Source organism: Erysipelothrix amsterdamensis, from assembly GCF_940143175.1.
Classification (GTDB): Bacteria; Bacillota_I; Bacilli_A; order Erysipelotrichales; family Erysipelotrichaceae; genus Erysipelothrix; species Erysipelothrix amsterdamensis.
Window position 1 is genome coordinate 398,497 of the sequence record NZ_OW659496.1, and the last position, 21,394, is coordinate 419,890.

At 37.9% G+C, this 21,394-nt stretch carries 21 protein-coding genes and 1 riboswitch; of the genes, 13 read left to right on the plus strand and 8 right to left on the minus strand.

Annotated features, from left to right (window positions below):
- The first annotated feature begins 62 nt into the window (after positions 1-62).
- Positions 63-1,862, plus strand: coding sequence for an oligoendopeptidase F (gene pepF, locus NMG63_RS01855; protein ID WP_254007293.1), 1,800 nt, complete (start codon positions 63-65; stop codon positions 1,860-1,862).
- A 56-nt stretch (positions 1,863-1,918) separates the two neighbouring features.
- Here the strand turns inward: pepF and NMG63_RS01860 are convergent, their stop codons facing one another.
- From NMG63_RS01860 to NMG63_RS01890, 7 genes are all read right to left on the minus strand, one after another.
- Entirely contained in the window at positions 1,919-2,311 is a 393-nt protein-coding gene (locus NMG63_RS01860) for a CoA-binding protein (RefSeq protein WP_254007294.1), read from the minus strand.
- The gene (locus NMG63_RS01865; RefSeq protein WP_254007295.1) at positions 2,308-2,910 is read right to left on the minus strand and encodes an alpha/beta hydrolase; all 603 of its coding nucleotides are present in this window, start codon (positions 2,908-2,910) and stop codon (positions 2,308-2,310) included. Before NMG63_RS01865 ends, NMG63_RS01860 begins: the two co-directional genes overlap by 4 nt.
- A gap of 70 nt (positions 2,911-2,980) precedes the next feature.
- Entirely contained in the window at positions 2,981-4,858 is a 1,878-nt protein-coding gene (locus tag NMG63_RS01870) for a BglG family transcription antiterminator (protein ID WP_254007296.1), read from the minus strand.
- A 64-nt stretch (positions 4,859-4,922) separates the two neighbouring features.
- Positions 4,923-5,741 (minus strand): PTS system mannose/fructose/sorbose family transporter subunit IID, encoded by an 819-nt coding sequence (locus NMG63_RS01875; protein WP_254007297.1) that lies wholly within the window; start codon positions 5,739-5,741, stop codon positions 4,923-4,925.
- On the minus strand, positions 5,734-6,504 hold the full coding sequence (locus NMG63_RS01880; protein WP_254007298.1) for a PTS mannose/fructose/sorbose/N-acetylgalactosamine transporter subunit IIC: 771 nt from the start codon (positions 6,502-6,504) through the stop codon (positions 5,734-5,736). Before NMG63_RS01880 ends, NMG63_RS01875 begins: the two co-directional genes overlap by 8 nt.
- Positions 6,505-6,533: 29 nt before the next feature.
- Positions 6,534-7,022, minus strand: a complete 489-nt coding sequence (locus tag NMG63_RS01885; RefSeq protein WP_254007299.1) for a PTS sugar transporter subunit IIB — start codon at positions 7,020-7,022, stop codon at positions 6,534-6,536.
- A 144-nt stretch (positions 7,023-7,166) separates the two neighbouring features.
- On the minus strand, positions 7,167-8,243 hold the full coding sequence (locus NMG63_RS01890) for an SIS domain-containing protein (RefSeq protein WP_254007300.1): 1,077 nt from the start codon (positions 8,241-8,243) through the stop codon (positions 7,167-7,169).
- A gap of 326 nt (positions 8,244-8,569) precedes the next feature.
- Between NMG63_RS01890 and nrdI the strand changes: the two genes are divergently transcribed.
- The 6 genes from nrdI (at position 8,570) to NMG63_RS01920 (ending at position 14,237) form a co-directional block, all read left to right on the plus strand.
- Positions 8,570-8,938 carry a class Ib ribonucleoside-diphosphate reductase assembly flavoprotein NrdI gene (gene nrdI, locus NMG63_RS01895; RefSeq protein WP_254007301.1) on the plus strand — a complete coding sequence of 123 codons (369 nt, stop codon included), beginning with the start codon at positions 8,570-8,572 and terminating at the stop codon, positions 8,936-8,938.
- On the plus strand, positions 8,935-11,049 hold the full coding sequence (gene nrdE, locus NMG63_RS01900; protein ID WP_254007302.1) for a class 1b ribonucleoside-diphosphate reductase subunit alpha: 2,115 nt from the start codon (positions 8,935-8,937) through the stop codon (positions 11,047-11,049). The genes nrdI and nrdE overlap by 4 nt, the downstream gene beginning before the upstream one ends.
- A 14-nt stretch (positions 11,050-11,063) precedes the next feature.
- Complete coding sequence (nrdF, locus tag NMG63_RS01905) at positions 11,064-12,140, plus strand: class 1b ribonucleoside-diphosphate reductase subunit beta (RefSeq protein WP_254007303.1); 1,077 nt, start codon at positions 11,064-11,066, stop codon at positions 12,138-12,140.
- Positions 12,140-12,394 (plus strand): glutaredoxin family protein, encoded by a 255-nt coding sequence (locus NMG63_RS01910; protein WP_254007304.1) that lies wholly within the window; start codon positions 12,140-12,142, stop codon positions 12,392-12,394. Before nrdF ends, NMG63_RS01910 begins: the two co-directional genes overlap by 1 nt.
- A gap of 51 nt (positions 12,395-12,445) precedes the next feature.
- Positions 12,446-13,345, plus strand: coding sequence for a YihY/virulence factor BrkB family protein (locus NMG63_RS01915; RefSeq protein ID WP_254007305.1), 900 nt, complete (start codon positions 12,446-12,448; stop codon positions 13,343-13,345).
- A 76-nt stretch (positions 13,346-13,421) separates the two neighbouring features.
- On the plus strand, positions 13,422-14,237 hold the full coding sequence (locus tag NMG63_RS01920; protein ID WP_254007306.1) for a mechanosensitive ion channel family protein: 816 nt from the start codon (positions 13,422-13,424) through the stop codon (positions 14,235-14,237).
- A 94-nt stretch (positions 14,238-14,331) separates the two neighbouring features.
- Here NMG63_RS01920 and ybaK read toward each other — a convergent pair whose 3' ends face one another.
- Complete coding sequence (ybaK, locus tag NMG63_RS01925) at positions 14,332-14,802, minus strand: Cys-tRNA(Pro) deacylase (protein WP_254007307.1); 471 nt, start codon at positions 14,800-14,802, stop codon at positions 14,332-14,334.
- A 76-nt stretch (positions 14,803-14,878) separates the two neighbouring features.
- Positions 14,879-14,968, plus strand: a riboswitch (THF riboswitch).
- 39 nt (positions 14,969-15,007) lie between these two features.
- Between ybaK and NMG63_RS01930 the strand changes: the two genes are divergently transcribed.
- The 6 genes from NMG63_RS01930 to NMG63_RS01955 all read left to right on the plus strand — a co-directional run bounded on the left by NMG63_RS01930 (position 15,008) and on the right by NMG63_RS01955 (position 21,382).
- Entirely contained in the window at positions 15,008-15,514 is a 507-nt protein-coding gene (locus NMG63_RS01930) for a folate family ECF transporter S component (RefSeq protein WP_254007308.1), read from the plus strand.
- A gap of 36 nt (positions 15,515-15,550) precedes the next feature.
- Positions 15,551-17,194, plus strand: a complete 1,644-nt coding sequence (locus tag NMG63_RS01935; protein WP_254007309.1) for a formate--tetrahydrofolate ligase — start codon at positions 15,551-15,553, stop codon at positions 17,192-17,194.
- Positions 17,195-17,235: 41 nt separating this feature from the next.
- Positions 17,236-17,772: a hypothetical protein gene (locus NMG63_RS01940; RefSeq protein WP_254007310.1), complete on the plus strand. Its 537-nt coding sequence runs from the start codon at positions 17,236-17,238 to the stop codon at positions 17,770-17,772.
- 61 nt (positions 17,773-17,833) lie between these two features.
- Positions 17,834-20,011: a Tex family protein gene (locus tag NMG63_RS01945; protein ID WP_254007311.1), complete on the plus strand. Its 2,178-nt coding sequence runs from the start codon at positions 17,834-17,836 to the stop codon at positions 20,009-20,011.
- A 359-nt stretch (positions 20,012-20,370) separates the two neighbouring features.
- Complete coding sequence (locus tag NMG63_RS01950) at positions 20,371-20,721, plus strand: hypothetical protein (RefSeq protein ID WP_013852633.1); 351 nt, start codon at positions 20,371-20,373, stop codon at positions 20,719-20,721.
- Entirely contained in the window at positions 20,708-21,382 is a 675-nt protein-coding gene (locus NMG63_RS01955; protein ID WP_254007312.1) for a F0F1 ATP synthase subunit A, read from the plus strand. Before NMG63_RS01950 ends, NMG63_RS01955 begins: the two co-directional genes overlap by 14 nt.
- Positions 21,383-21,394 lie beyond the last annotated feature (12 nt).

A 21,394-nucleotide genomic window follows, 5' to 3' on the forward strand; every position in this document is an offset into this window, starting at 1 on the left:
ATAATCGTCTTGTGGTAAAATAGATGTAACGGGTAAAACCGCTATAGATAAGAGGTGTATTTATGTCGGATAAATATGAATTACCACTTCGTAGTGAAGTGGATATAAAAGATACATGGGATTTAACACCGATGTTTAAAGATGATGACGCATGGAATACAGAATTTGATGCGATTCAAAATGACTTAAGTGAAGTGGCTGCATATCGTGGTACTTTAACGAAAAGTGCTGAGAGTTTGTTAGCGGGTCTTAAGTTTCGTGATGAATTAAGTTATCGTATTGAGTTTTTATATGTTTATGCACATTTAAGTTTTGATGTCGATACCACAAACCCTAAGTATCAAGCTATGAATGCGCGCGTGCAATCGCTTCTTGCGCAATTTGGATCGAGTTTTTCGTTCTACGAAGCAGAAATTTTATCTGCGGATGAAGCTGTGATACGGGAATATCTTGAATCGAATGATGCACTCAGTTTATATAATCATGAGTTTGATCGTCTTTTCAAATCAAGACCACATATTCTTAGTGAAAAAGAAGAACGTATTCTTGCCTCATCAGGAGAAATCTTTGGTGTTTCTTCGCAGACATTTGGTATGTTGAATAATGCAGATATTCAATTTCCTACAATTAAAGATGAATCTGGAAATGATGTTCAATTATCACATGGACGTTATTCACTATTAATGGAAAGTGCAGATCGACGTGTTCGTGAAGATGCTTTCAAAGCGATGCAAACAACCTATGGTAATTTAAAGAATACGCTCGCAAGTACGCTGTCGGGAAATGTTAAGGTTCATAATTTCAATGCAACAATCCGTAATTATGCATCGGCACGCCAGGCTGCTCTTGCTGCGAATAATATTGACGAAGAAGTTTATGATTCTTTATTAGAAGGAATCCATAATAATATCAATTTATTGCATGATTATGTTGCACTTCGTGAAGAAGCCTTGGGTATTGATGATATTCAAATGTATGATATCTATGTTCCTATGGTTGATGAAGTGGATTTGAAGTTTACGTATGAAGAAGCGCAAGAAGTGATCTTAGATGCATTGAGTGTTCTTGGAGAAGAATATTGTGCTGTATTGAAACGTGCATTTGATGAACGTTGGATTGATGTTGTTGAGAATAAAGGAAAACGTTCGGGTGCTTATTCTTCAGGTACTTATGGAAGTGCACCGTACATTCTTTTAAACTGGCAAGAAAATATTGATAATGTGTTTACACTTGCTCATGAACTTGGCCATAGTGTTCACTCATACTTTACACGTAAGTATCAACCTTATATTTATGGGGATTACTCTATTTTTGTTGCTGAGGTAGCTTCAACGACGAATGAGAATTTATTGTTGAATTACTTGTTGGATCAATATGAGGATCCTAAGGTTCGTGCTTACTTGTTGAATCATTATTTAGACACGGTTAAGGGCACGGTGTTCCGTCAAACACAGTTTGCTGAGTTTGAACACCTTATTCATAAATCAGACCAAGAGGGCGTTGCTTTAACGGCTGATTATTTAATTGAATCTTACTACAAACTTAATCAATTCTATTATGGTGAATCAATCAGCACCGAAGAAATTGGTTATGAGTGGGCACGCATCCCTCATTTCTACTATAATTACTATGTTTACCAATATGCTACAGGGTTTAGCGCAGCAACTTTATTCAGTGAAACAATTTATAATGGTGGTGATGCGACACCTTATCTTGATTTCTTGAAGTCAGGAAGTTCTGACTATCCAATTAATGTCCTTCGTAAGGCGGGCGTGGATATGACTGAATCAACAGCAGTTGATACAACACTCGAGAAATTTGGCGAACGTATGGCTGAATTACGAACACTACTTGTAAAATAGATAATAAAAAAACGGAACATCATCCAGTATTGGGTGGTGTTCCGTTTTCTATGTGTTTATTTCTCGTTTTGAGCGTATTCCGCAAGCACACAGGCTTCGATTACATTAAGTTCGAGTTCTTGTGCTTTAGCACGTAAAGCATCGTTTACGGTACCTGGTTGAAGCCAGAGAACGTTGATGCCTTTTTCTTTAATGGATTCAAGCATGTTAATTCCAATCTTAGGATTTACAACCATTACCGCAACGTCAACGGCATCGGTGATTTCTAAAAATGAAGGATAAATGGTCTTACCATCAATTTCCGTATAGTTTGGATTAACACCAATAACTGTTTTATTTTTTTGTTCGAGTAACTTATAAATGCGGTGCGCATAGGTTTCTGGTTTGTTATTGATTCCTACAACCACAAAATTTTGTGACGCATTTAGGATTTCATAAGGTTTATTCATAATGTCAGCTCCATATCAAACCATTGTTTGATTTCTTCTATTTCGTAAGCGCGCATACGGTGATCAAGCTCATAAATACGGTGAGTAACACGTGCATTATTATTTATGAGGCGTTTTTCTAAAGCTACGGCACTTTCATAAGGAATTATATCATCAAATCGACCACTATGAATTAAAATATCCATGTCTTTTAAATCAAGTTCTTGTGTATCGCTTGTAAAGTTCATAGGTCTTAACAGCACACATTTTTTAAATGGGGTAGGTTGTTCAAGGATTAAGGCGGCAATCGTGTTGGCGCCATTGGAAAAGCCTAATGCCCAAAGTTCACCGAGATTGTATGTTTCTTTTAATGTTTGTACTGTATCGAGAATGGTCTGAACACGACCCAGTAAGTCTTCTTCGTCAAGTATTTGTGTTTCACTTTGTACAGCAGAGAAACGACGTTTTCCAAATGTCACAACATCACCGCGAATGGAAAGATGGTTCATCGTTGGTGCAACCATTTTCGCGACAGGCAGCAATACCGTTTCATCACCACCGGTTCCATGAAATAAAACAAGGGTCTTGTCACTTCCGTTATCAATAAATTTATGTATCATTTTGAGTACTCCTTACGTCTTAAATATGAAAACATCATACATGATGTGAGGTTTGGGGACAAGTCATGCGCTAACTGGATAGTAAGGCTTGTTTAAAATCGTCGAAGGACTGACCTTCGATAAGTTGTTGGACTTTAAAGCGATCCATGGACCATTTTGAAAAGCGATCACAAAGGTAGAAGAGGTCATGATCTCCATCGCGTTTTGTTTTAATTAGGAAAAGAACGTGTACTTCACTTTTATCCCAAATAATTGGTTTTTCCAGTATTGCTACAAAGCACAACGCGCGATCAACATGTTTTTTTAAATCTTGAAGGTGGACAAGGTTGTGTCCAATTTCATGGGTTGCGAAGGGATTTGAATCATAGTGAGGTTTTAGTAGATTCATGGTATTCATCTTATCTGTTAGGTTGTGTAGGACTTGTTCTTTATTATTTCCAGGCAAGTTATAGATGACATATTGAGGTTTGAGGTAATGGTCTAAATCTGCTTCGGCTAGGTCAAATTGTTTAATTTTTTGTTCGATGTGGGTGAGGTAGTTGCCATCTTCGATTGCGACGACTTCTCGAGCCTGTGGAATGGTCATTTTTGCCATTGAGACTCCAATATCAAGATCTTGTGTAATTTCTTGTAGTGAGCCGTAAACACTGACCGTAATGTGTTCTTGATTAAAATGTTCACGCAAGGTTTGGCCATAGACAATAGTTTCAGAGCGTCCATTTCCACCGATAAATCCAATGTTTAGAGTTTGTTGGTGGCGGCGGGTCATCAGTGCCCCTTGGAAATAGAGGAGTAAATAACCAAACTCATCAAGATTGATGGAGATGTCTGGATAATTTGCCTCGATAACTGATACGGCGGAGATGGTAACTTTTGCGGCAAAGAGAAATTCCCGTAAATTTCGATGAATTAAGGGATTTCTTATGGTCAGTCCATTTTGTATGCGTTTGATCATTTGGGGTATATGTAATAAAAGATAGCGAAAGAGTTCGTGATTATCGAGAAAGTTGATTGCGAAGTTATTATCGATTTCGGTAAAGATATCATAGATAAGTGCTTCATCTTGAACATCTGTTTTTCCTGAGTGTGCGATAATTTGTTTGCTGTCAAGATGAATGGCGAGATAGAGCAGTTCGGGTTTTTTAAGGACATCTTCGTTTAAAAGCGTACTTACAGCATTCGCAATGGTTTGAGCCAGTGGTAGTAGTGGAGAATCGGTTGTTTTGTGAATCTCGATGTGATGTCCTTCACGGCGTCGCTTGAAGAGAATGAGTATGTGTACTGCGATATTTTGGAGAGAGAAGTCGGAAAGAAGAATATCTGCTTTGAAACAAGATTCTTTGACAATTTCTTCGGTTTTAAAAAGGATGTCTTTGTTTAAGATAAAGAGATCTTTTTCTTTAGACTCAACAAGACTTAAGGTGTTGTGGAAGAAGTATTCCGCAAAGGCAAGCCGAAGGTTGAATTCGGAACCGGTTAATTTAAGCCCGTATGCAGGACGTGATTTAAGCTCGAGTTGAAACCGTCGGAGTTGTAATCGGACATCTTTAAGGTCGTTGTGAATGGTTGTACGGCTTACAAACATACGTTCAGCAAGCTCTTCAAGTTTAAGATAATCAGAAGCTTGTAAGAGTGTTCGAATAAGATATGAAACACGCTCTGAATTATTTCTCGAAAAGCTATTCATCCTGCGAATAAGACTGATCGAGCCGATATTTTCAAATATTTTTTCTTCTTGGTCTTCGTTTAAGGGATTGAGCCGGTATCCATGTCCTGGAATCGAACAGACTTCAATCTGATAGGACTTTAGGAGCTCGCGAAGAATCTGGATTTCTTTCTTAATGGTACGGATGGATACATTGCTTGATAGGGCAAGTTCTTGGGCTGTAACGGTGTTGCCTTGGGCAAGATGGTGCATGATGATGAGTTGTCTATTTGTGAATTCCATAAGGCCTCCTTTTAAAAAAGATGTTGCGTATCTTTACGATAACGCAACATCTTAACTTGTGCAATTAGAGTAATCCAATATAAGATCCAATGATACCAAATGCAATGGTAACAAGGAGTAAGAACATGGAACTCTTTTTCTTGTTCTTTAATAAGTGGAACATGAGTAATGTATAGAGTAGTGGTAGAAGTAACGGAAATATTTGGTCAATGTATTGTTGGAGGAGAAACTCGGTCTCGTTGAACGAGAAGGCTACGATTGTTTTAAGTTTAACCATCTGAGCACTCATTCCTCCAATAACCATTAATCCAACAATCGTTGCTGCTTTTGTTATCTTAGCGAAAATGCCTGATTCAGAAGCACTATCCATAAGATTAGTACCAAATCTATATCCAAATACACCACCGAGGTATCGAACAATTAAGTGTGGAACATTAAATGCGATTAAGAATAGAATTGGCCCAAGAATGTTTCCTTGTTGGGATAAAGGTAATGCGATTGCGGTAGCGATAATACGAATGGTACCCCAGAAGAAGGAATCACCAATACCGGCAAAAGGACCCATTAATGAAATCTTAATGCTGTTGATGGTATTCTTATCAAAATCAGGGTTTTGACTTGCTTCTTTTTCAAGTGCGGTCGCAACACCAGTGATTGCAGATACGACATGAGGTGTCGTATTAAAGATTTGCATATGACGGACAAGGGCGTCTGCACGGTCTTCTTTCGTGTGATAGAAGCGTTTAATTGCCGGCCACATACCAACGGCAAATCCAAGACCCTGTTGGCGTTCGTAGTTATATGAGTTTTCGAGTAAGAATGAATACCAGAATATTTCTCTAAATAATTTCTTGTCTTCTTTTGTTGTTTCAATTTTATTCATCGAATAAGTCCTCCAATTCATCATGCTGTACGGCTGCAGGTGTCTGTCCGACTTCAAATACAATAATGAAGGCTAAGATAACACCAAATAAGGTTACGGCTAAGATTGGTAACTCAAGATAAGCGATTAGAATAAATCCAAGAATAAAGTAAAGAATGTTTTTACCATTCATCATTGGTTGTAGCAATAATGCGAATCCAACTGCAGGAAGTAATTTTCCAGCAACTTCAAGACCGTTCATAAGATTAGTAGGAATTGCCTGAACAAATCCCTCAACAGCACTTGCACCAAAGAGCACTGCGATGAACGCTACGGTAAAGTACATTAGACAGTGTAGTAAAAGCCCGCCAATATTAAGTGCAAACATGCCTTTAATATTCGCATCTTCCGCAAGTTTCATGGCAAAGTCCATAAACCATGATCGAACGATAAAGATAATAACTTTTAATGATTGAGCGAGAATTGCAATCGGTAATGCGAGTGCGAGCGCAATTTCTGATCCTTGACCGGATAAGATTGCGAAAGCTGTACCGAGTGCAGAACCAATAAGCACATCGGGTGGTACTGCTGCACCAACTTGAATCGCACCCATAAAGACGAGTTCAAGACTGGCACCAATAATAATTCCTGATTGGAGATCGCCTAGAACGAGTCCAACAAGGGGTGAGATAATAAGTGGTCTGTTGGCCATTGGGGTTCCGAGCATCTTTTCGACAAACCATACCAAGGCAACGACGAGACCAACAAGTAACGCTTCTTGCATAGATATTTCCTCCTTATATTTTTATTTAATTACAGTGTTAAATATTTTTGACGTAAATCCGAGAAGTCTTTGCCTTTATCATCAGGAACTTGTTTCACTTCAACAGAGATTCCTAATGTAATGAGGTTGTCCATTGCACCAAGTTCTTCAGCTGTAAAGTAAACGGCAAGTGCAAAGGCTTTACGACCCTCTTTCATTTGAACTCCACCCAAGGTACAGACCGGTGTTTCATCAATACCTTGGTAGAGTTTAAGTGCGTCATGCGGGGAAGCAGTAACAACAAATACCTTGAGTCCTTTAAGCTTTTCGTTGTTTAAAAGGGTAATTGCGTCTTCAATGGAGCGGATCGCAAGTTTTACGCCGTCAGGCTTCGCAAGCTTGAGTGCTTGTTTGCGAATCGGGTCGGATGCTGCATCATCACTTGCGATAACAATCGCTTCATAATTCAGAGCGGATTTCCAACTGTAAGCAACTTGACCGTGTAACAAGCGGTCATCAATTCTAATTTTTTGTATCATAATAAACTCCTTCTTTATATAATATCGGTTAATGTTGTGGGATTGCTCTCAAAGTCATCAGTTGTATCGTTTTCGATTTAAACAAACTTCAGTAATGAGACCCGATACTGTGTACGATTTTGAGTGTAAAGCAATGTGTCTGCTTTAGGGAGTCTTTGTTTCAAGTGTTTTATTAATGTATTCCGTTAGTTGTGGGTACATCGTTTTTGTTAGGTCGCGGCCACGTTGTGTAGCAATGTGGTATGCGAGCACTTGGAAGAAAGTCATGTAAGCAAGTGGATAAAAATACATGGAATTCGTGTTGATGTTGAAATCGTCTTCGTTTGTATTTGAGACAATTATACAGCGGGCATGAACTTCCTGTGTTATAAATTTTTGAATCTTCCTGCTTTTTTGTAGATCTTTTTCATGATGAGCAAGTAAGAAGAATCCTTGGTCACTAGTAAACATGTTTTGAGGACCATGAATCAATTCTTCAAGCTCGAAACTATTGGTAAGACAGGGTAGCATTTCCATGAATTTAATATCTGCTTCTTGAGCGATGGGCCATAAGGCACCCGGACCCGAAAAGATATAGGTATCAGTTTTGGAAAAATAGTGCTTGTTGGCATGATAATAAATGTTTGATGCTTCACGAATGTGGGGGAGTTCTTGAATCATCACATTTAAATCATCTAAAATCACATCAGATTGTGTGGGGTCAATCTGTTTGTTTAAAACGCCAAGTGACAAATAGATTAGATAAAGAACCGTACAGGTGGTTGAGAACCCAAGAGTTCTAAACATAAATTGTTCTTTGCCGCTTCCCATTTCAAGTGCCGTTTGAGCAGCTTTCGCTATCGGTGTATCAAGCGACTCAGTAATTGATACGGTTTTAAGTCCTAATTGATTTGCACGTTGTATCGCTTCATACACAAGTTTTGTTTGGCCTCCTTGTGAGATGAAGATATAGAGTGCGTTTTGATCACATAACTCTACGTTGTAGTGTTCAACAAATATACTGGGGTACATTAATTCAACTTCAATTTGGCATGTCGATTCCGCAAATGGTTTTGTGGTGAATGCCGTATTGTATGATGAACCCGATCCTACAACCACAACTTTGCGTACAGTATCTCCATTTGCAGCATGTTTCATTGCGGTTGTAATCACATCTCGTTGATCACGTAATTGTTCTAGTTTTTCTGGGATTTCAATAATACAATCCATTAATGTATTCATTGAGTCACCTCTCTTTCCTTTGCTCGCCTTTATCATACCTATCTGTGCTTTTCAGTTCCATAGGGACTTTTGCACGAACGGTCGTGCAGCAAATTAAAGCGGTTTCAAAACAGTAGTTTTAGTTCCATTTCAGGTGTCAACAGTTAAAATAGAAAAACTTTTAAAAAAGCATGAGAAATGAAAAACAAAGTTACTAACAACGTTAATCGTTAATTAATTTATCTTTCAAGTTTACATTTTGGAATTTCGTTGTAATTTCATGCAATACTCAAGAATTTCGAGGAGGGTTATGTTTAAATGAAATTAGTTCGAAAGGATGTGACGATGTGATTGTAGTTTTTGACAGTTTAACAGGACAATGTCAACGATTTGCGGAAAAACTTGGTGTTCCTTGTATTGATATCTTAGACTATGAACCGACAGATGAAGACGTCTTTCTAGTAACCCGATCTTGGGATTTCGGAAAGGTAACGGAAGAGACCAAAGTATTTTTAGAACACGAATCCGCTAAGGTTATTGGCCTTGCGGTAGGTGGCAATCGCAATTGGGGCACAAACTTCGGTGCAGCAGGCGATAAAATTCATAATGAATATAACATTGAACTTGTATTAAAGTTTGAAGGATCAGGATTCACAAAAGATGTGGAGCTTGTTCAACAGTGGATAGAATCTTATAAGGGGAGGACAAACAAATGACAGTACAAAATAAATCAAATCAAATTCCAGAATGGGTAATTCTGAATAATCAAATTGTTGATGGCGACGGTAATATTAAAGATTTAAATAAAGATAAAGAGGCAGTACGTTCGTACTTCTTAAACGAAATCAATAAGAAAACTCAGTTTTTTCACTCTTTGGAAGAAAAACTCGAATATCTTACAACCAATGATTACTATGAAACAGAATTTTTAGAAAAGTATACGTTTGATCAAATCCAAGCGGTATATGATATCGCATATGATGCGAAATTTCGTTTCCCAACATACATGGGTGCATTTAAGTTCTATAATGATTATGCTCTAAAGTCGATTGATGCGGAACGTGTATTTTTAGAACGATATGAAGACCGCCTTTCAGTCATTGCGCTTTACCACGCAAATGGTGATTTTGAATTAGCGAAAAAATTGATTACATCGTTAATTGCTCAAGACTTTACACCCGCTACGCCCACACTTTTAAACACAGGTAAGAAAAAACGGGGTGAGTTTGTATCGTGTTTCCTACTCGAAGTGGATGACTCGCTCAATGATATTGCACGGGTTCAAGAGTTTGCAATGCAACTTTCGAAATTAGGAGGCGGTGTTTCAATCAACCTTACAAATTTACGTGCTAAGGGTGAATCCATTAAAGATATTCCTAATGTCGCGAAAGGTGTTGTCGGGGTAGCGAAGCTTTTAGATAATGCGTTCCGATATGCTGATCAAATGGGTCAACGTCAAGGTGCTGGTGCTGTTTATCTCAACGTATTCCATGCCGATATTGAAGATTTCTTACAAACAAAAAAATTAAATGCTGATGATGACGTACGCGTTAAAACATTGTCAATGGGTGTTGTAATGCCGGATAAAATGATTGAATTAGCACGCGAAGATAAAGACATGTATGTCTTCTATCCTCATACTGTATATAAAGAGTATGGTATTCCATTCTCAGATGTTGCGATTAAAATGGATGAATGGTACGACAAATTGGTTGAGAATCCTAATGTACGTAAGCGTAAAATCAATCCACGTAAATTGTTTGATATGATTGCGCAATTACAAGGTGAATCAGGTTATCCTTACATAATGTATGCAGATAACGTAAATAAAGAGAATCCACTTGCAGATCCCATCAAATTTTCAAATCTATGTACCGAAATCTTACAACCGTCAATCGTATCCCATTACGGTGATTACCACCGTCGTGACGAAGATGAAATTGGCTTAGACATTTCATGTAACCTTGCCAGCGGTCATATGGGTAATATGATTAAAAACAACTCAATTAAAGAAACTGTATTTGCAGCGATGGAAATTATGAATTCTGTTTCTGAGAAAACAAATATTGCGCATGTTCCTGCCGTAGCACGTGCAAACCGCATTATGCGTAGTGTTGGTTTTGGAGTCATGGGTCACCATGGTTATATTGCGGAAAACTTTATTGCTTACGGAAGTGAGGAAGATATCGATTTAATTGATGTATTCTTTAGTTTGATTAATTATTACAGTCTTGTTCATTCAATGGAAAAAGCAAAAGAAACGGGAGAGAAATTCTACGGTTTCGAGCGCAGTTCTTATGCAGATGGCAGTTATTTCAACGATCGAGGTCAAGTATTACCCAAAACTGAAGTCGTGAAGGGACTTCTGGTAGATGTGGAAATCCCAACGGATGAAGACTGGACACAATTAAAAGAAGATGTGATGACTTATGGTTTATATAACTCTAATCGTCTTGCGGTTGCTCCCAATGGATCGATTGCATATGTGATGAGTGCAACCCCTTCATTAACACCGATTAAACAAGTTGTGGAAGAACGTACTTATGGAAACTCAAAAACATACTTCCCAATGCCTGCTGCAGATGTTGCTGGGTTTATGTATGAATCGGCATACCAAATGGATAAGTATAAGATCATTGACGTCATTGCAACGGCTCAAAAGCATGTTGATCAAGGAATTTCGTTTGAACTGTGCATCACTTCAGATGAAACGACGCGTAGTCTTCAACGTTATTATCTCTATGCACATTACCAAGGGATTAAGACGTTGTACTATACACGAACACAAAAACTAAGAATTGATGAATGTGAAAGTTGTGCAGTTTAAGGAGGAGGCGAACGATGATGTTGAAGCAAATTAATGAGATCAAAGCAGATCGTGAATACGATGGTGCGAATTGGAATGAACATGAAGATAATTTTACACAAACGTTTTACGAACAAAATTTAAGCCAGTTCTGGAGACCGGAAGATATTAGTCTTCAGCCAGATTTAAATCTATGGGCAAGCTTGCCTGAAGATGTGAAACTGGCATATGGCCGAAACTTATTGGTCCTTACCTTCTTAGATACCTATCAAGGTGATATCGGAATGCCGGTGGTATCGCGTTCGATTGACCATAAGTATCATCAACGTAAGTCGGTATTGAACTTTATGGCTGCGATGGAAAATGCAGTTCATGCGAAAAGTTATTCAAATATTTTTATGACTTACATGAAAAATGAAGAAATTGATGATCTTTACCGATGGGGTGAACAAAATAAGAATATGCAAAATATTCTCGCGTTAATCATTGGTTATTATGAAAACTTAGATCGCCTTACTTATCGTAAGCAATATGCTGATTTAGGCGATCCAGTAGATGATTTTGAGTTTGATGTAGCGCAATGGAAAGCGATGGTTGCAAGTGTATTCTTGGAGTCATGTCTTTTCTATAGCGGTTTCTACTATCCACTTTATTTCTATGGTCAAGGTAAATTGATGCAAGCTGGGGAAATCATTAATTTAATATTACGTGATGAGAGTATCCATGGACTCTATATTGGTAACTTAGCGATGGAGTTGTATCGTAAGTTTGATGCGGAAACACAAGCATCGCTTTACGAATGGCTTACAACTTATTTAGATGCAATCTATGAGGAAGAAGTTGAGCTGATTGAAGCGATTTACGATCCCGTAGAGTTATCACACGATGTGAAGATCTTTGTTCGTTATAATGCAAATAAAGCAATGATGAATCTTGGTTTTGATGCTTATTATGAATACGAAGAAGTAAACCCAGTTGTACTTAATGGCTTAAACACAGAAACAAAAACGATGGATAACTTCTCAATGAAGGGAAATGGTTATCAAAAAATGAAATCGGAGTCATTACATGATGATGACTTCTTCTTTGATAAAGAAAGGATTACACGATAATGACAAAAATAATGATGTTAACACAGGATAATTGTCCTAAATGTATGGCACTAAAAAACTTCTTAGAGTTGGGACTTCGTAATAAATATGCAGAACATATTGAAGTGGTGAAACGTGAAGATGATCCCGAACGTTTTAAATCTATAGCATTAGAACATGGTGTTATGGCTACGCCTGTACTCATTGCTGGGGGAGAGGTATTAGTTGATACAAATCCATCAAAGGTTAACGCATTCTTCGAAAAAATCATTTAGACTGGAATTATTCCAGTCTTTTTGTTACATTGGTATAAGGAGAAGTGGTGCATGAAAAAATTCGTTAAAAAAATCCAAACAGTTATGGAAATGATGTCTTCAAACGAGGGGACACTCTTTACATATGCTTTGGCGTATTCAATTATTGTTGGTATTGCACCGTTTATCATTATATCGGTTGTATTTGTAGGGACGTATGTTTACGACGTATCACAGATTATCCAACTCTTACAGCGATACGTACCCGCAGATTTAATTCTACCTTTTGTGGACTATATTCAAACTTCAGATTTATCGAATTTATGGTTGATTATTTCATTGTTGGGCGTTTCAATTTGGGTTGCGTCAAAAAGTATTTATTCATTTCTTCTTTTAAGCAGTGAACAAGATGGCGTCAACATCAATCATTTCTTTTTAAGAATTTTAGCCTGTATCTACTTTATTATGATCGTATTAGGGATTATGGCTTTTGGTATTCTGATCGGGTATGTCCCATTTATCAATAAATTTACGACACCGATAGTCATTACATTTTTCTTTGTTTTCTTCTATCGATTGTTATCGTTTAAATACACACGATTCCGTGATGTAATTTGGGGTTCTGCCATTACTTCAATTGTCTTAATTTTATTAGGGCGATTGTTCTTTGTGTATATTAATCAATACTCAAATTACCAAACCATTTACGGTCCACTTGCATCGATGATGATTCTATTAATTTCTGGTTGGATAATTGCGTGGGTTGTCTTTTTTGGATATTGTATTAATTATGTTGTCCGTGATGATACGCTACCTGTTCAAGGAAAACACCGTCTTATTTCCATTCTTGAAAAGACGAATGAGAAAATTGACGAACGTGAAGAGAAATTTATTCATGACCATATCGAGCGGAATCATGACCATAATTCATCACTAAAAGATGAAGAAAAATCAGAAGACATTCAAGATTAAGAAACACTAAGGTGTTTCTTTTTGAATTGTATTGGAAACGAAACCTTGGTAAACTATTTAAAGGGAGTTGAAGTTTATGGAAAAGATAATATTGTTTTTTGAAACACCACTTGTTTTACGTTTGATAAGTATTGCATTAACACTACTAATTGTGTTTGTGATTGTTCGAGTCATCCGTAAAAGTTTAATTAAAATTGAGAACAAAGTACCACTTGGAAAACAACAACGTACGGTCTACCCAATAATTTCTAGAACACTTGTTTATGTTGTGTATTTTATAGCGTTTATTATCATCTTGGAGACGATTGGATTGGATACAAAACCGATTCTTGCAGTTACAAGTATTGGGAGTGTTGCGGTAGGGTTTGGGGCCCAACAACTTGTAAAGGATGTCATTAACGGATTTTTTATTCTATCTGAAAATCAATTTAATGTTGGAGATGTAGTTTCATTATCAGATGTTACTGGCACAGTGGAAGATATCACACTCCGGACGACTCGTTTACGCAATGGTACGGATGGTAAGGTCTATATCATTCCAAATGGTGAGATTAAAATGGTTACAAATATGTCGAAAGAGTTTATGTTTGCGGTCGTCAATGTGCCCGTTCCTTATGACAAAGATTTGGATACGATTTTAGAAATTTTAAATGATACGGTAAAACACTATCAAAACCCGGGATCAATAATGCAGACTCCTGTTGTACAGGGTGTTACAGAGTATGAGGAGAGTTCGTTGAATATCCGAATTACCTGTAAAACGTATGTTGGTAAGAATTGGGCGGTAGAGCGAGATCTGCGACGTGTTATTATTTATGCACTTGAAGCGCATGATATTTCACTTCCATTTCCAACCCGTACTGTTTATGTTGAGCAGGATTTATCGAACTAAATATAAAAAAATCGCATTAAAAAAGTAAACATGCATTCATGCTGTTTACTTTTTTTGATTAAATCGTCTAAGTGATTAATGTTTTTATGGGTTCTCAAACAGCGGTAATGGCGTCAGTTTTCGCGTCGATGAGGTCAATCAAGGTTTCAGGTTTCATTTCAATTTGTGTACCGATGCGTCCTCCCGAAAAAATGATCGTATCAAAGAGCAAGCAGGTCTCATCGATAATAGTTGGAAACTGTTTTTTCATACCAATTGGTGAACAACCGCCGCGTACATAGCCGGTTAAATCAAAGAGCTCTTTTACATGGAGCAATTCGAGCTTTTTAACACCCAGTCCTTTGGCACAAGCTTTGAGATCGATATGATCCGCTACGGGAATTAAAGCGACATAGTAACTGTTTCCATTATGTAAGACAATGGTTTTAAAGACTCGTTCGACAGATTCTTCAATTTGTCGAGCAACGGTGATGCCATCAATATTGACGCCATCACTTTGATATTCGCGCATTTGATACACTATTTTCTTTTGATCAAGGATGCGCATTGCGTTTGTTTTTTTCATAGTACATACTCCTCATTTGAGTATATAGTAACATAAGTTGATTTATGAGGGCAGTCTTGGTATTCTTAATTTATCAAGCAAAGTAAATGACACGCGTTAAGTGCATACAGATGGGAAGTTGCTGTATGACGAAGCGAAAGCGCGGTGTGTTATTGCGTCCGTTGCGAGACCTTTTCTTTTTGCTTGACAAAGAAAAGAGGAATTTATGATGAATACACGAAAGCTTACACATCTTGCGATGTTTGTGGTGCTCCAAATCGTTGTTTCGCGGTTTTTAGCAGTACCAACACCTATTGTTAAGATTAGTTTTACCTTTGTACCTATGGCAATTGCTGGGTATTTATATGGTTGGTTATTTGGTGGGGTGGCCGCTGTTCTGGCTGATGTCTTAGGAGCGATGCTGTTTCCACAAGGCGGTGCCTATTTTCCAGGGTTTACGCTATCTGCGTTTATTATTGGAGCGATGTATGGTTTATTGAAAGATTCAGATTGCGGCTGGTCTATTATTATTGGGATTGCACTTTTTAATACAATTGCGATTAATTTGTTATTGAATACGTATTGGTTAAGTTTGATTCTTGGTAAGAGTTATCTAGCGATGATACCAATTCGCGTAACGAAATCTTTAGTCATGCTTCCCATTAAGATTTTTGTACTGAAAAAGGTTTTGGATTACATGAAGCCTTATAAATCACGATTAACCAAAGCATAGGTATCCTATGCTTTCTTAAATTTTAGGAGGAATGTTATGAAAACAGATGTAGAAATATCAGAATCAATAAATAAGTTGCCGGTCCAATCCGTGGCAGAAAAACTGGGTGTAGCTGCGAGTTTGGTTGAACCTTACGGTCAAAGTAAAGCAAAGCTTTCGCTTGATCTTATGGAACGTCCTGAGAAAGGGAAGTTAATTCTTGTGACTGCCATTAACCCTACACCAGCTGGCGAAGGGAAAACTACGGTAAATATTGGTCTTTCGATGGCTTTAAACCGTTTAGGGGTATCTGCAATAAGTGCACTTCGTGAACCTTCTTTAGGCCCTTGTTTTGGTATGAAAGGTGGGGCAACTGGAGGGGGTTATGCTCAAGTTGTACCGATGGATGATATTAATCTTCATTTCACGGGTGATTTCCATGCAATTACCTCGGCACACAATCTTCTTGCGGCATTAATCGATAACCATATCTATCATGGAAATGAAATGGGGATTGATCCTGATCGCATTGTATGGCATCGCGTGATGGATATGAATGATCGCTCGTTGCGTGAATTGGAGATTGTTGGAAAACGTGTTTCACACAGAACCTCTTTTGATATTACGGTAGCGTCAGAGATTATGGCGATTTTATGTTTAGCTGAAAATATGGATGACTTGAAACAACGTTTAAGTCGTATTGTAGTGGGTTATACATTTGAAGGAGATATGTTGACTGCACAAGATTTTGATGCGGTGGGTGCCATGGCCTTGCTTTTAAAAGATGCAATGAAACCTAATTTAGTTCAAACAACTGAAAATACGCCTGCATTGATTCATGGTGGACCGTTTGCGAATATTGCACATGGTTGTAATTCGGTGATTGCGACACGAATGGCTCTCAAATTAAGCGACTATGTTGTCACAGAAGCGGGATTCGGTGCTGATCTTGGTGCTGAAAAGTTTTATGACATCAAGTGTCGTAGTGCCAATCTTGTTCCAGATGCCACAGTTTTAGTCGCGACTATTCGTGCACTTAAATATAATGGAGGTGCATCGCTTTCGGAATTGGATATTGAAAATGTTCTGGCCCTAAAAGAAGGGTCCAAAAATTTAATTCAACACTTTGAGAATTTAAAAAAGTTTTCGGATAATGTTGTGATTGCAATTAATCAATTTGAATCGGATACAGACGCAGAAGTAGAATATTTAATTCAGTTGGGTGAAAAACTTGGATGTGAAGTCATTTTAACGAATGTGTTTTCAGAAGGAGGGAAAGGCGGCGAGGCATTGGGACGTGCTGTGATTGAAATGTGTCAAAAACCCTCTAACTACAAGCCGTTATACCCACTGGTGAATGATCTTAAACAAGAAATCAATACAGTGGCTCAAGAGATTTATCGTGCGGATTCTGTGTCGTATTCGGATGGTGCACTTGAGAAACTTAAGGAGATTGAATCCCGATACCCAAGTGGATTACCAATCTGTATTGCGAAGACACAAACCTCTTTTAGTGATGACCCCAAAAAACTTAATGCACCATCAAACTTCTCTGTTCATGTACGTGATGTCCGTTTAGCTGCTGGTGCGGGCTTTGTAGTTGTTCTATTAGGTAATATTTTAACAATGCCAGGTTTACCGAAACATCCGAATGCTGTGGATATGGATTACGTTGATGGCAAGGTAACTGGATTGCGTTAGAAGTTGTGCTATAATATTCTCATTAATATTTGAGGTGAATTGTGGAACATAAAGAAGTTTACATTGTGTTAAGTGATACAGGGAGTCTTTTAACTCGGATTATTAAGATGGTTACAGGTGCTCCTTATAATCATGTTTCAATATCATTTGATGCTTCATTGCATACGTTGTATAGTTTCGGTCGTAAACAACCTCACAATCCTTTTTGGGGAGGGTTTGTGAAAGAGAGTTTTTATGATGGAACGTTTAAACGTTTTAAGAATACACGCTGTTTGGTGCTCAAACTTGATGTTGAGTCGGAGACATATGCGCTTTTAAAAGCGAATGTTGGAGTGTTTGTGGATAATATGGATGCATACCACTATAACTTTGTTGGGCTTGTTGGTGCGGCGTTTAATCGTCGTATCGCGCGTGAAAACGGATATTATTGCTCAGAGTTTGTCGCGGAGGTTATGGAACAAGCGAATCTTGTGTTTTGGGAAACCCCTAATTATCTTGTGCATCCTTATGATTTCACGAAAGTTGAAGCGTTTGAGGTTGTGTATGAAGGCTTATTAGCCGAATTTTCAAAAGCGTGATACACACTTTTTTATTTTGATTAAGGTGTGTTAAAATAGGGGGGAGAAGTGAGGAAATTAAATGGAAAAAAATATAGTTGATTTACTCAAGAAAGAACTAAAAGAGTACGGTCCGCATCAAATTGATGCGGTTTTAAAATTATTAGCAGATGGTAATACAGTGCCTTTTATCGCACGTTATCGTAAAGAGGTTACGGGAACACTGGACGAAGTGCAAATTCGTGAAATTGAAGAGCGTCATCGCTATCTTGAATCATTAGAAACTCGTAAAGAGGAAGTGTTACGTCTTATTGATGAGCAAGGAAAGTTAACCGATGATTTAGCATTGGAAATCGGTAAAGCGACGGTACTTCAAAAAGTTGAAGATTTATACCGTCCTTATAAGCAAAAACGTCGTACGAAGGCGACCATTGCGAAAGAAAAGGGCTTAGAACCGTTAGCAGATTACGTGTTGTCTTGTCCTTACGATTTTAACGATGAAACACATGGAACACCGTATTTAAGCGATGAATTTGACTTAAATACGCTTGAAGAGGTGTATCAAGGCGTTCATGAAATTATTGCGGAACGTGTTGGAGATGAAGCTTCATTTCGTGAATGGATTCGTGATTTTACGATTAAAACAGGTGTTTTAACAACAGCACTCAAAGATGAATCGAAAGATGAACGTCATGTCTATGAGATGTATTATGAATTTACACAACCCGTTAAAAATGCTGCTTCTCACCGCGTTTTAGCAGTGAATCGTGCAGAAAAAGAGGGTGTCATTAAAGTTGATATTGTTGTAGATGAAACCAAAATCATGCGTTATCTGGATCATCAAATCATTGCGAATAAAACTGATTCTCCAACCGTTCAAGTGGTTCGAGATGCATACGAGGATAGTTATAAGCGATTTATAAAACCTGCAATTGAACGTGAAGTGCGCAATATGTTAACAGAAGAAGCTGATAAACAAGCAATTTCGATTTTTGGTGAAAACCTCAGGAATTTGTTATTGCAAGCACCTTTAAAAGGGCGTACAGTTATGGGATTTGATCCTGCTTATCGTACAGGATGTAAGCTTGCTATCGTTGATGAAACTGGTAAAGTTCTAGCAATTGATGTTATTTATCCACATAATCCTGCACCAGCGCATAAACAGCGTGAAGCTGCACAAATTTTTGTTAATCTCATAGAAAAATATCAGGTTGATATGGTTGCGATTGGTAATGGTACCGCAAGTCGTGAGTCTGAAGTTTTTGTTGCGGAGAACCTTAAGAATGTGAAAACTAAGACGTTCTATCTGATTGTTAATGAAGCGGGCGCATCTGTCTATTCCGCAAGTGATATTGCTCGTAAAGAATTCCCAGATCTTCAGGTTGAACAACGTTCTGCTGTAAGTATTGCTCGTAGAATTCAGGATCCATTGGCGGAACTTGTTAAAATTGATCCAAAGTCTGTTGGTGTTGGCCAATATCAACATGATGTGAGTCAAAAGAACTTATCGAACCAGTTAGATTTTGTGGTTGAAACTGCAGTTAACCAAGTCGGTGTGGATGTGAATACGGCGAGTCCACAATTACTCGAACATGTTGCGGGATTAACGAAAACAACAGCGCAAAATATTGTATCGTACCGTGAGGAACATGGCTCTTTTGATTCGCGTACAAAAATCAAAAAAGTTCCCCGTTTAGGACCGAAATCCTTTGAGCAAGCGATTGGATTCCTTCGCATTCCTAAAGGAAAAAACATTTTAGATAACACAGGAATTCATCCTGAAACCTATGTCATTACGAAACAACTTTTAAGTGATGAGGGAATTGCATTAAAAGATTTAGGGACGGAAGCGACACGAAAACACTTAGAGTCGTTATCAATCAATGAATTATCGGAGAAATACGATTTAGGTAAAGAGACACTCAGTGATATTCTTAAAGCGTTGATCGCCCCCGGACGAGATATGCGTGATGAGATGAGTGGTCCGCTTTTACGCTCTGATGTTCTAACAATGGAAGATTTGAAATCGGGTATGGAACTTAACGGTACCGTACGTAATGTCGTCGACTTTGGGGCATTTGTAGATATCGGCGTAAAACAAGATGGATTGGTTCATATTTCTAAATTGAGTGATCAATTTGTTAAGCATCCAACGGATGTTGTGGCGGTGGGTGATGTTGTAAAGGTATGGGTTGTTGATGTAGATGCTGCAAAACAACGTGTACAACTTTCGATGATTCCGCTCTCGCAAACGAATTAGTAACGCAAAACTGTAGTCATCTGCTCGAGGTGATTACAGTTTTTTTAACTTTTAAGTGTTGTTTTATCGCGAAACAATAAAAGTACAACTTAAAATTGTTAAGTTTGTGTTAAATTTGAGGGTCAAAAAGTCGGTTTTCCTATCCTATTTATATAGGGGCATATTTAAGCCTTTTATTTCAGAGCCGTGGTACATTCTACCGTGCATTATTCATTGAAAAATAACCTTCAATGTGTTACGATTTACCCGTATTCACAGTGTTGAATGAAGGAGTCGATAACCCGTTATGAATGTCTAACTTTTTTTACAGAAAGTGGATGCGAACAAAACGGGGTTTTTTTGAGATTATGGAGGTGCTTATGGCAAAGAAAATTAAAGTTGGTGTGATTGCGATTGTGGCAATGATTCTGATGTTCTTTGATTGGCGAATGACTCTTGGTTGGCTCATTGGCTGGGCATGTCTATTAACGCTAGGATTTTTCAGAGAAAAATTTTATGCGATTATTCTCGATGAAGATCAGTTTACTGTAGGTAAATATGTAAGGTACATCATATTTGTATTTGTTATTTTATGGTTACCACTCTTGCTTGCATTTATGTTTCCTAATGCAATTAACCCGTATGCATTAGCGGCATCGTATTTGATTGATCGACTCATATTATTTATGTCGGGATTATTTACAAAGGAGAATAAGCATGGTACAGAGTGAACTCTATTCAGTCTTGATCTTAACAGTTGCTGTCTCCGCCTTGTTTTATGTTATTGGTACAAAGCTTAAAGATTTAACGCTTGAGGAACGTCCGAAAGGATTAGCACTTAAAGCAGTTCTTTATGTTCAAACCATAACTACGTTTACTGTGCAGAACATGGGTGAAAAACATGGGAAGCGCATGGCGGCGTACATTGGGAGTGTGTTTATTTACATTCTCTTAGCAAATATGATGGGTTTAACGGGATTAGAAGCACCGACAAGTAACTATAGTGTTACACTCGTTCTCGCAATTATAACGTTTGTTCTCATCCAAATTGCAAAGATTGACGCGAATGGTGCCAAGGGTTATATCAAAGGTTTCTTTGAGCCATTCTTCCCGTTTGTGATTCCAAACTTCTTCGGTACAGTTGCACCGTTAATTAGTTTGTCATTACGTTTATTTGGGAACGTATTATCGGGAACGGTCATTATGACATTACTCTATACGTTTACAGCGTGGGTAAGTAGTTTTGTTCCAGTAATTGGTGGATTCAACTTTATGGGTGTAATTGTAGCCCCAGTATTGCATTTATATTTTGATTTATTTTCTGCATTTTTGCAGGCATTTATATTTATTTCATTGACATCAATTTTAATTGCTGTCGAGTATTCAGAATAAGGAGGATTTAAA

Coding starts and splice junctions, on each gene's coding strand:
- NMG63_RS01935 (WP_254007309.1), top strand. CDS start 15,551: ATGAAAACAGATGTAGAAATATCAGAATCAATAAATAAGTTGCCGGTC.
- NMG63_RS01860 (WP_254007294.1), bottom strand. CDS start 2,311: ATGAATAAACCTTATGAAATCCTAAATGCGTCACAAAATTTTGTGGTT.
- NMG63_RS01890 (WP_254007300.1), bottom strand. CDS start 8,243: ATGAATACATTAATGGATTGTATTATTGAAATCCCAGAAAAACTAGAA.
- NMG63_RS01880 (WP_254007298.1), bottom strand. CDS start 6,504: ATGCAAGAAGCGTTACTTGTTGGTCTCGTCGTTGCCTTGGTATGGTTT.
- NMG63_RS01930 (WP_254007308.1), top strand. CDS start 15,008: ATGATGAATACACGAAAGCTTACACATCTTGCGATGTTTGTGGTGCTC.
- NMG63_RS01885 (WP_254007299.1), bottom strand. CDS start 7,022: ATGATACAAAAAATTAGAATTGATGACCGCTTGTTACACGGTCAAGTT.
- NMG63_RS01950 (WP_013852633.1), top strand. CDS start 20,371: ATGGCAAAGAAAATTAAAGTTGGTGTGATTGCGATTGTGGCAATGATT.
- NMG63_RS01910 (WP_254007304.1), top strand. CDS start 12,140: ATGACAAAAATAATGATGTTAACACAGGATAATTGTCCTAAATGTATG.
- NMG63_RS01955 (WP_254007312.1), top strand. CDS start 20,708: ATGGTACAGAGTGAACTCTATTCAGTCTTGATCTTAACAGTTGCTGTC.
- ybaK (WP_254007307.1), bottom strand. CDS start 14,802: ATGAAAAAAACAAACGCAATGCGCATCCTTGATCAAAAGAAAATAGTG.
- nrdF (WP_254007303.1), top strand. CDS start 11,064: ATGATGTTGAAGCAAATTAATGAGATCAAAGCAGATCGTGAATACGAT.
- NMG63_RS01945 (WP_254007311.1), top strand. CDS start 17,834: ATGGAAAAAAATATAGTTGATTTACTCAAGAAAGAACTAAAAGAGTAC.
- nrdE (WP_254007302.1), top strand. CDS start 8,935: ATGACAGTACAAAATAAATCAAATCAAATTCCAGAATGGGTAATTCTG.
- NMG63_RS01920 (WP_254007306.1), top strand. CDS start 13,422: ATGGAAAAGATAATATTGTTTTTTGAAACACCACTTGTTTTACGTTTG.
- NMG63_RS01865 (WP_254007295.1), bottom strand. CDS start 2,910: ATGATACATAAATTTATTGATAACGGAAGTGACAAGACCCTTGTTTTA.
- NMG63_RS01870 (WP_254007296.1), bottom strand. CDS start 4,858: ATGGAATTCACAAATAGACAACTCATCATCATGCACCATCTTGCCCAA.
- pepF (WP_254007293.1), top strand. CDS start 63: ATGTCGGATAAATATGAATTACCACTTCGTAGTGAAGTGGATATAAAA.
- NMG63_RS01915 (WP_254007305.1), top strand. CDS start 12,446: ATGAAAAAATTCGTTAAAAAAATCCAAACAGTTATGGAAATGATGTCT.
- NMG63_RS01875 (WP_254007297.1), bottom strand. CDS start 5,741: ATGAATAAAATTGAAACAACAAAAGAAGACAAGAAATTATTTAGAGAA.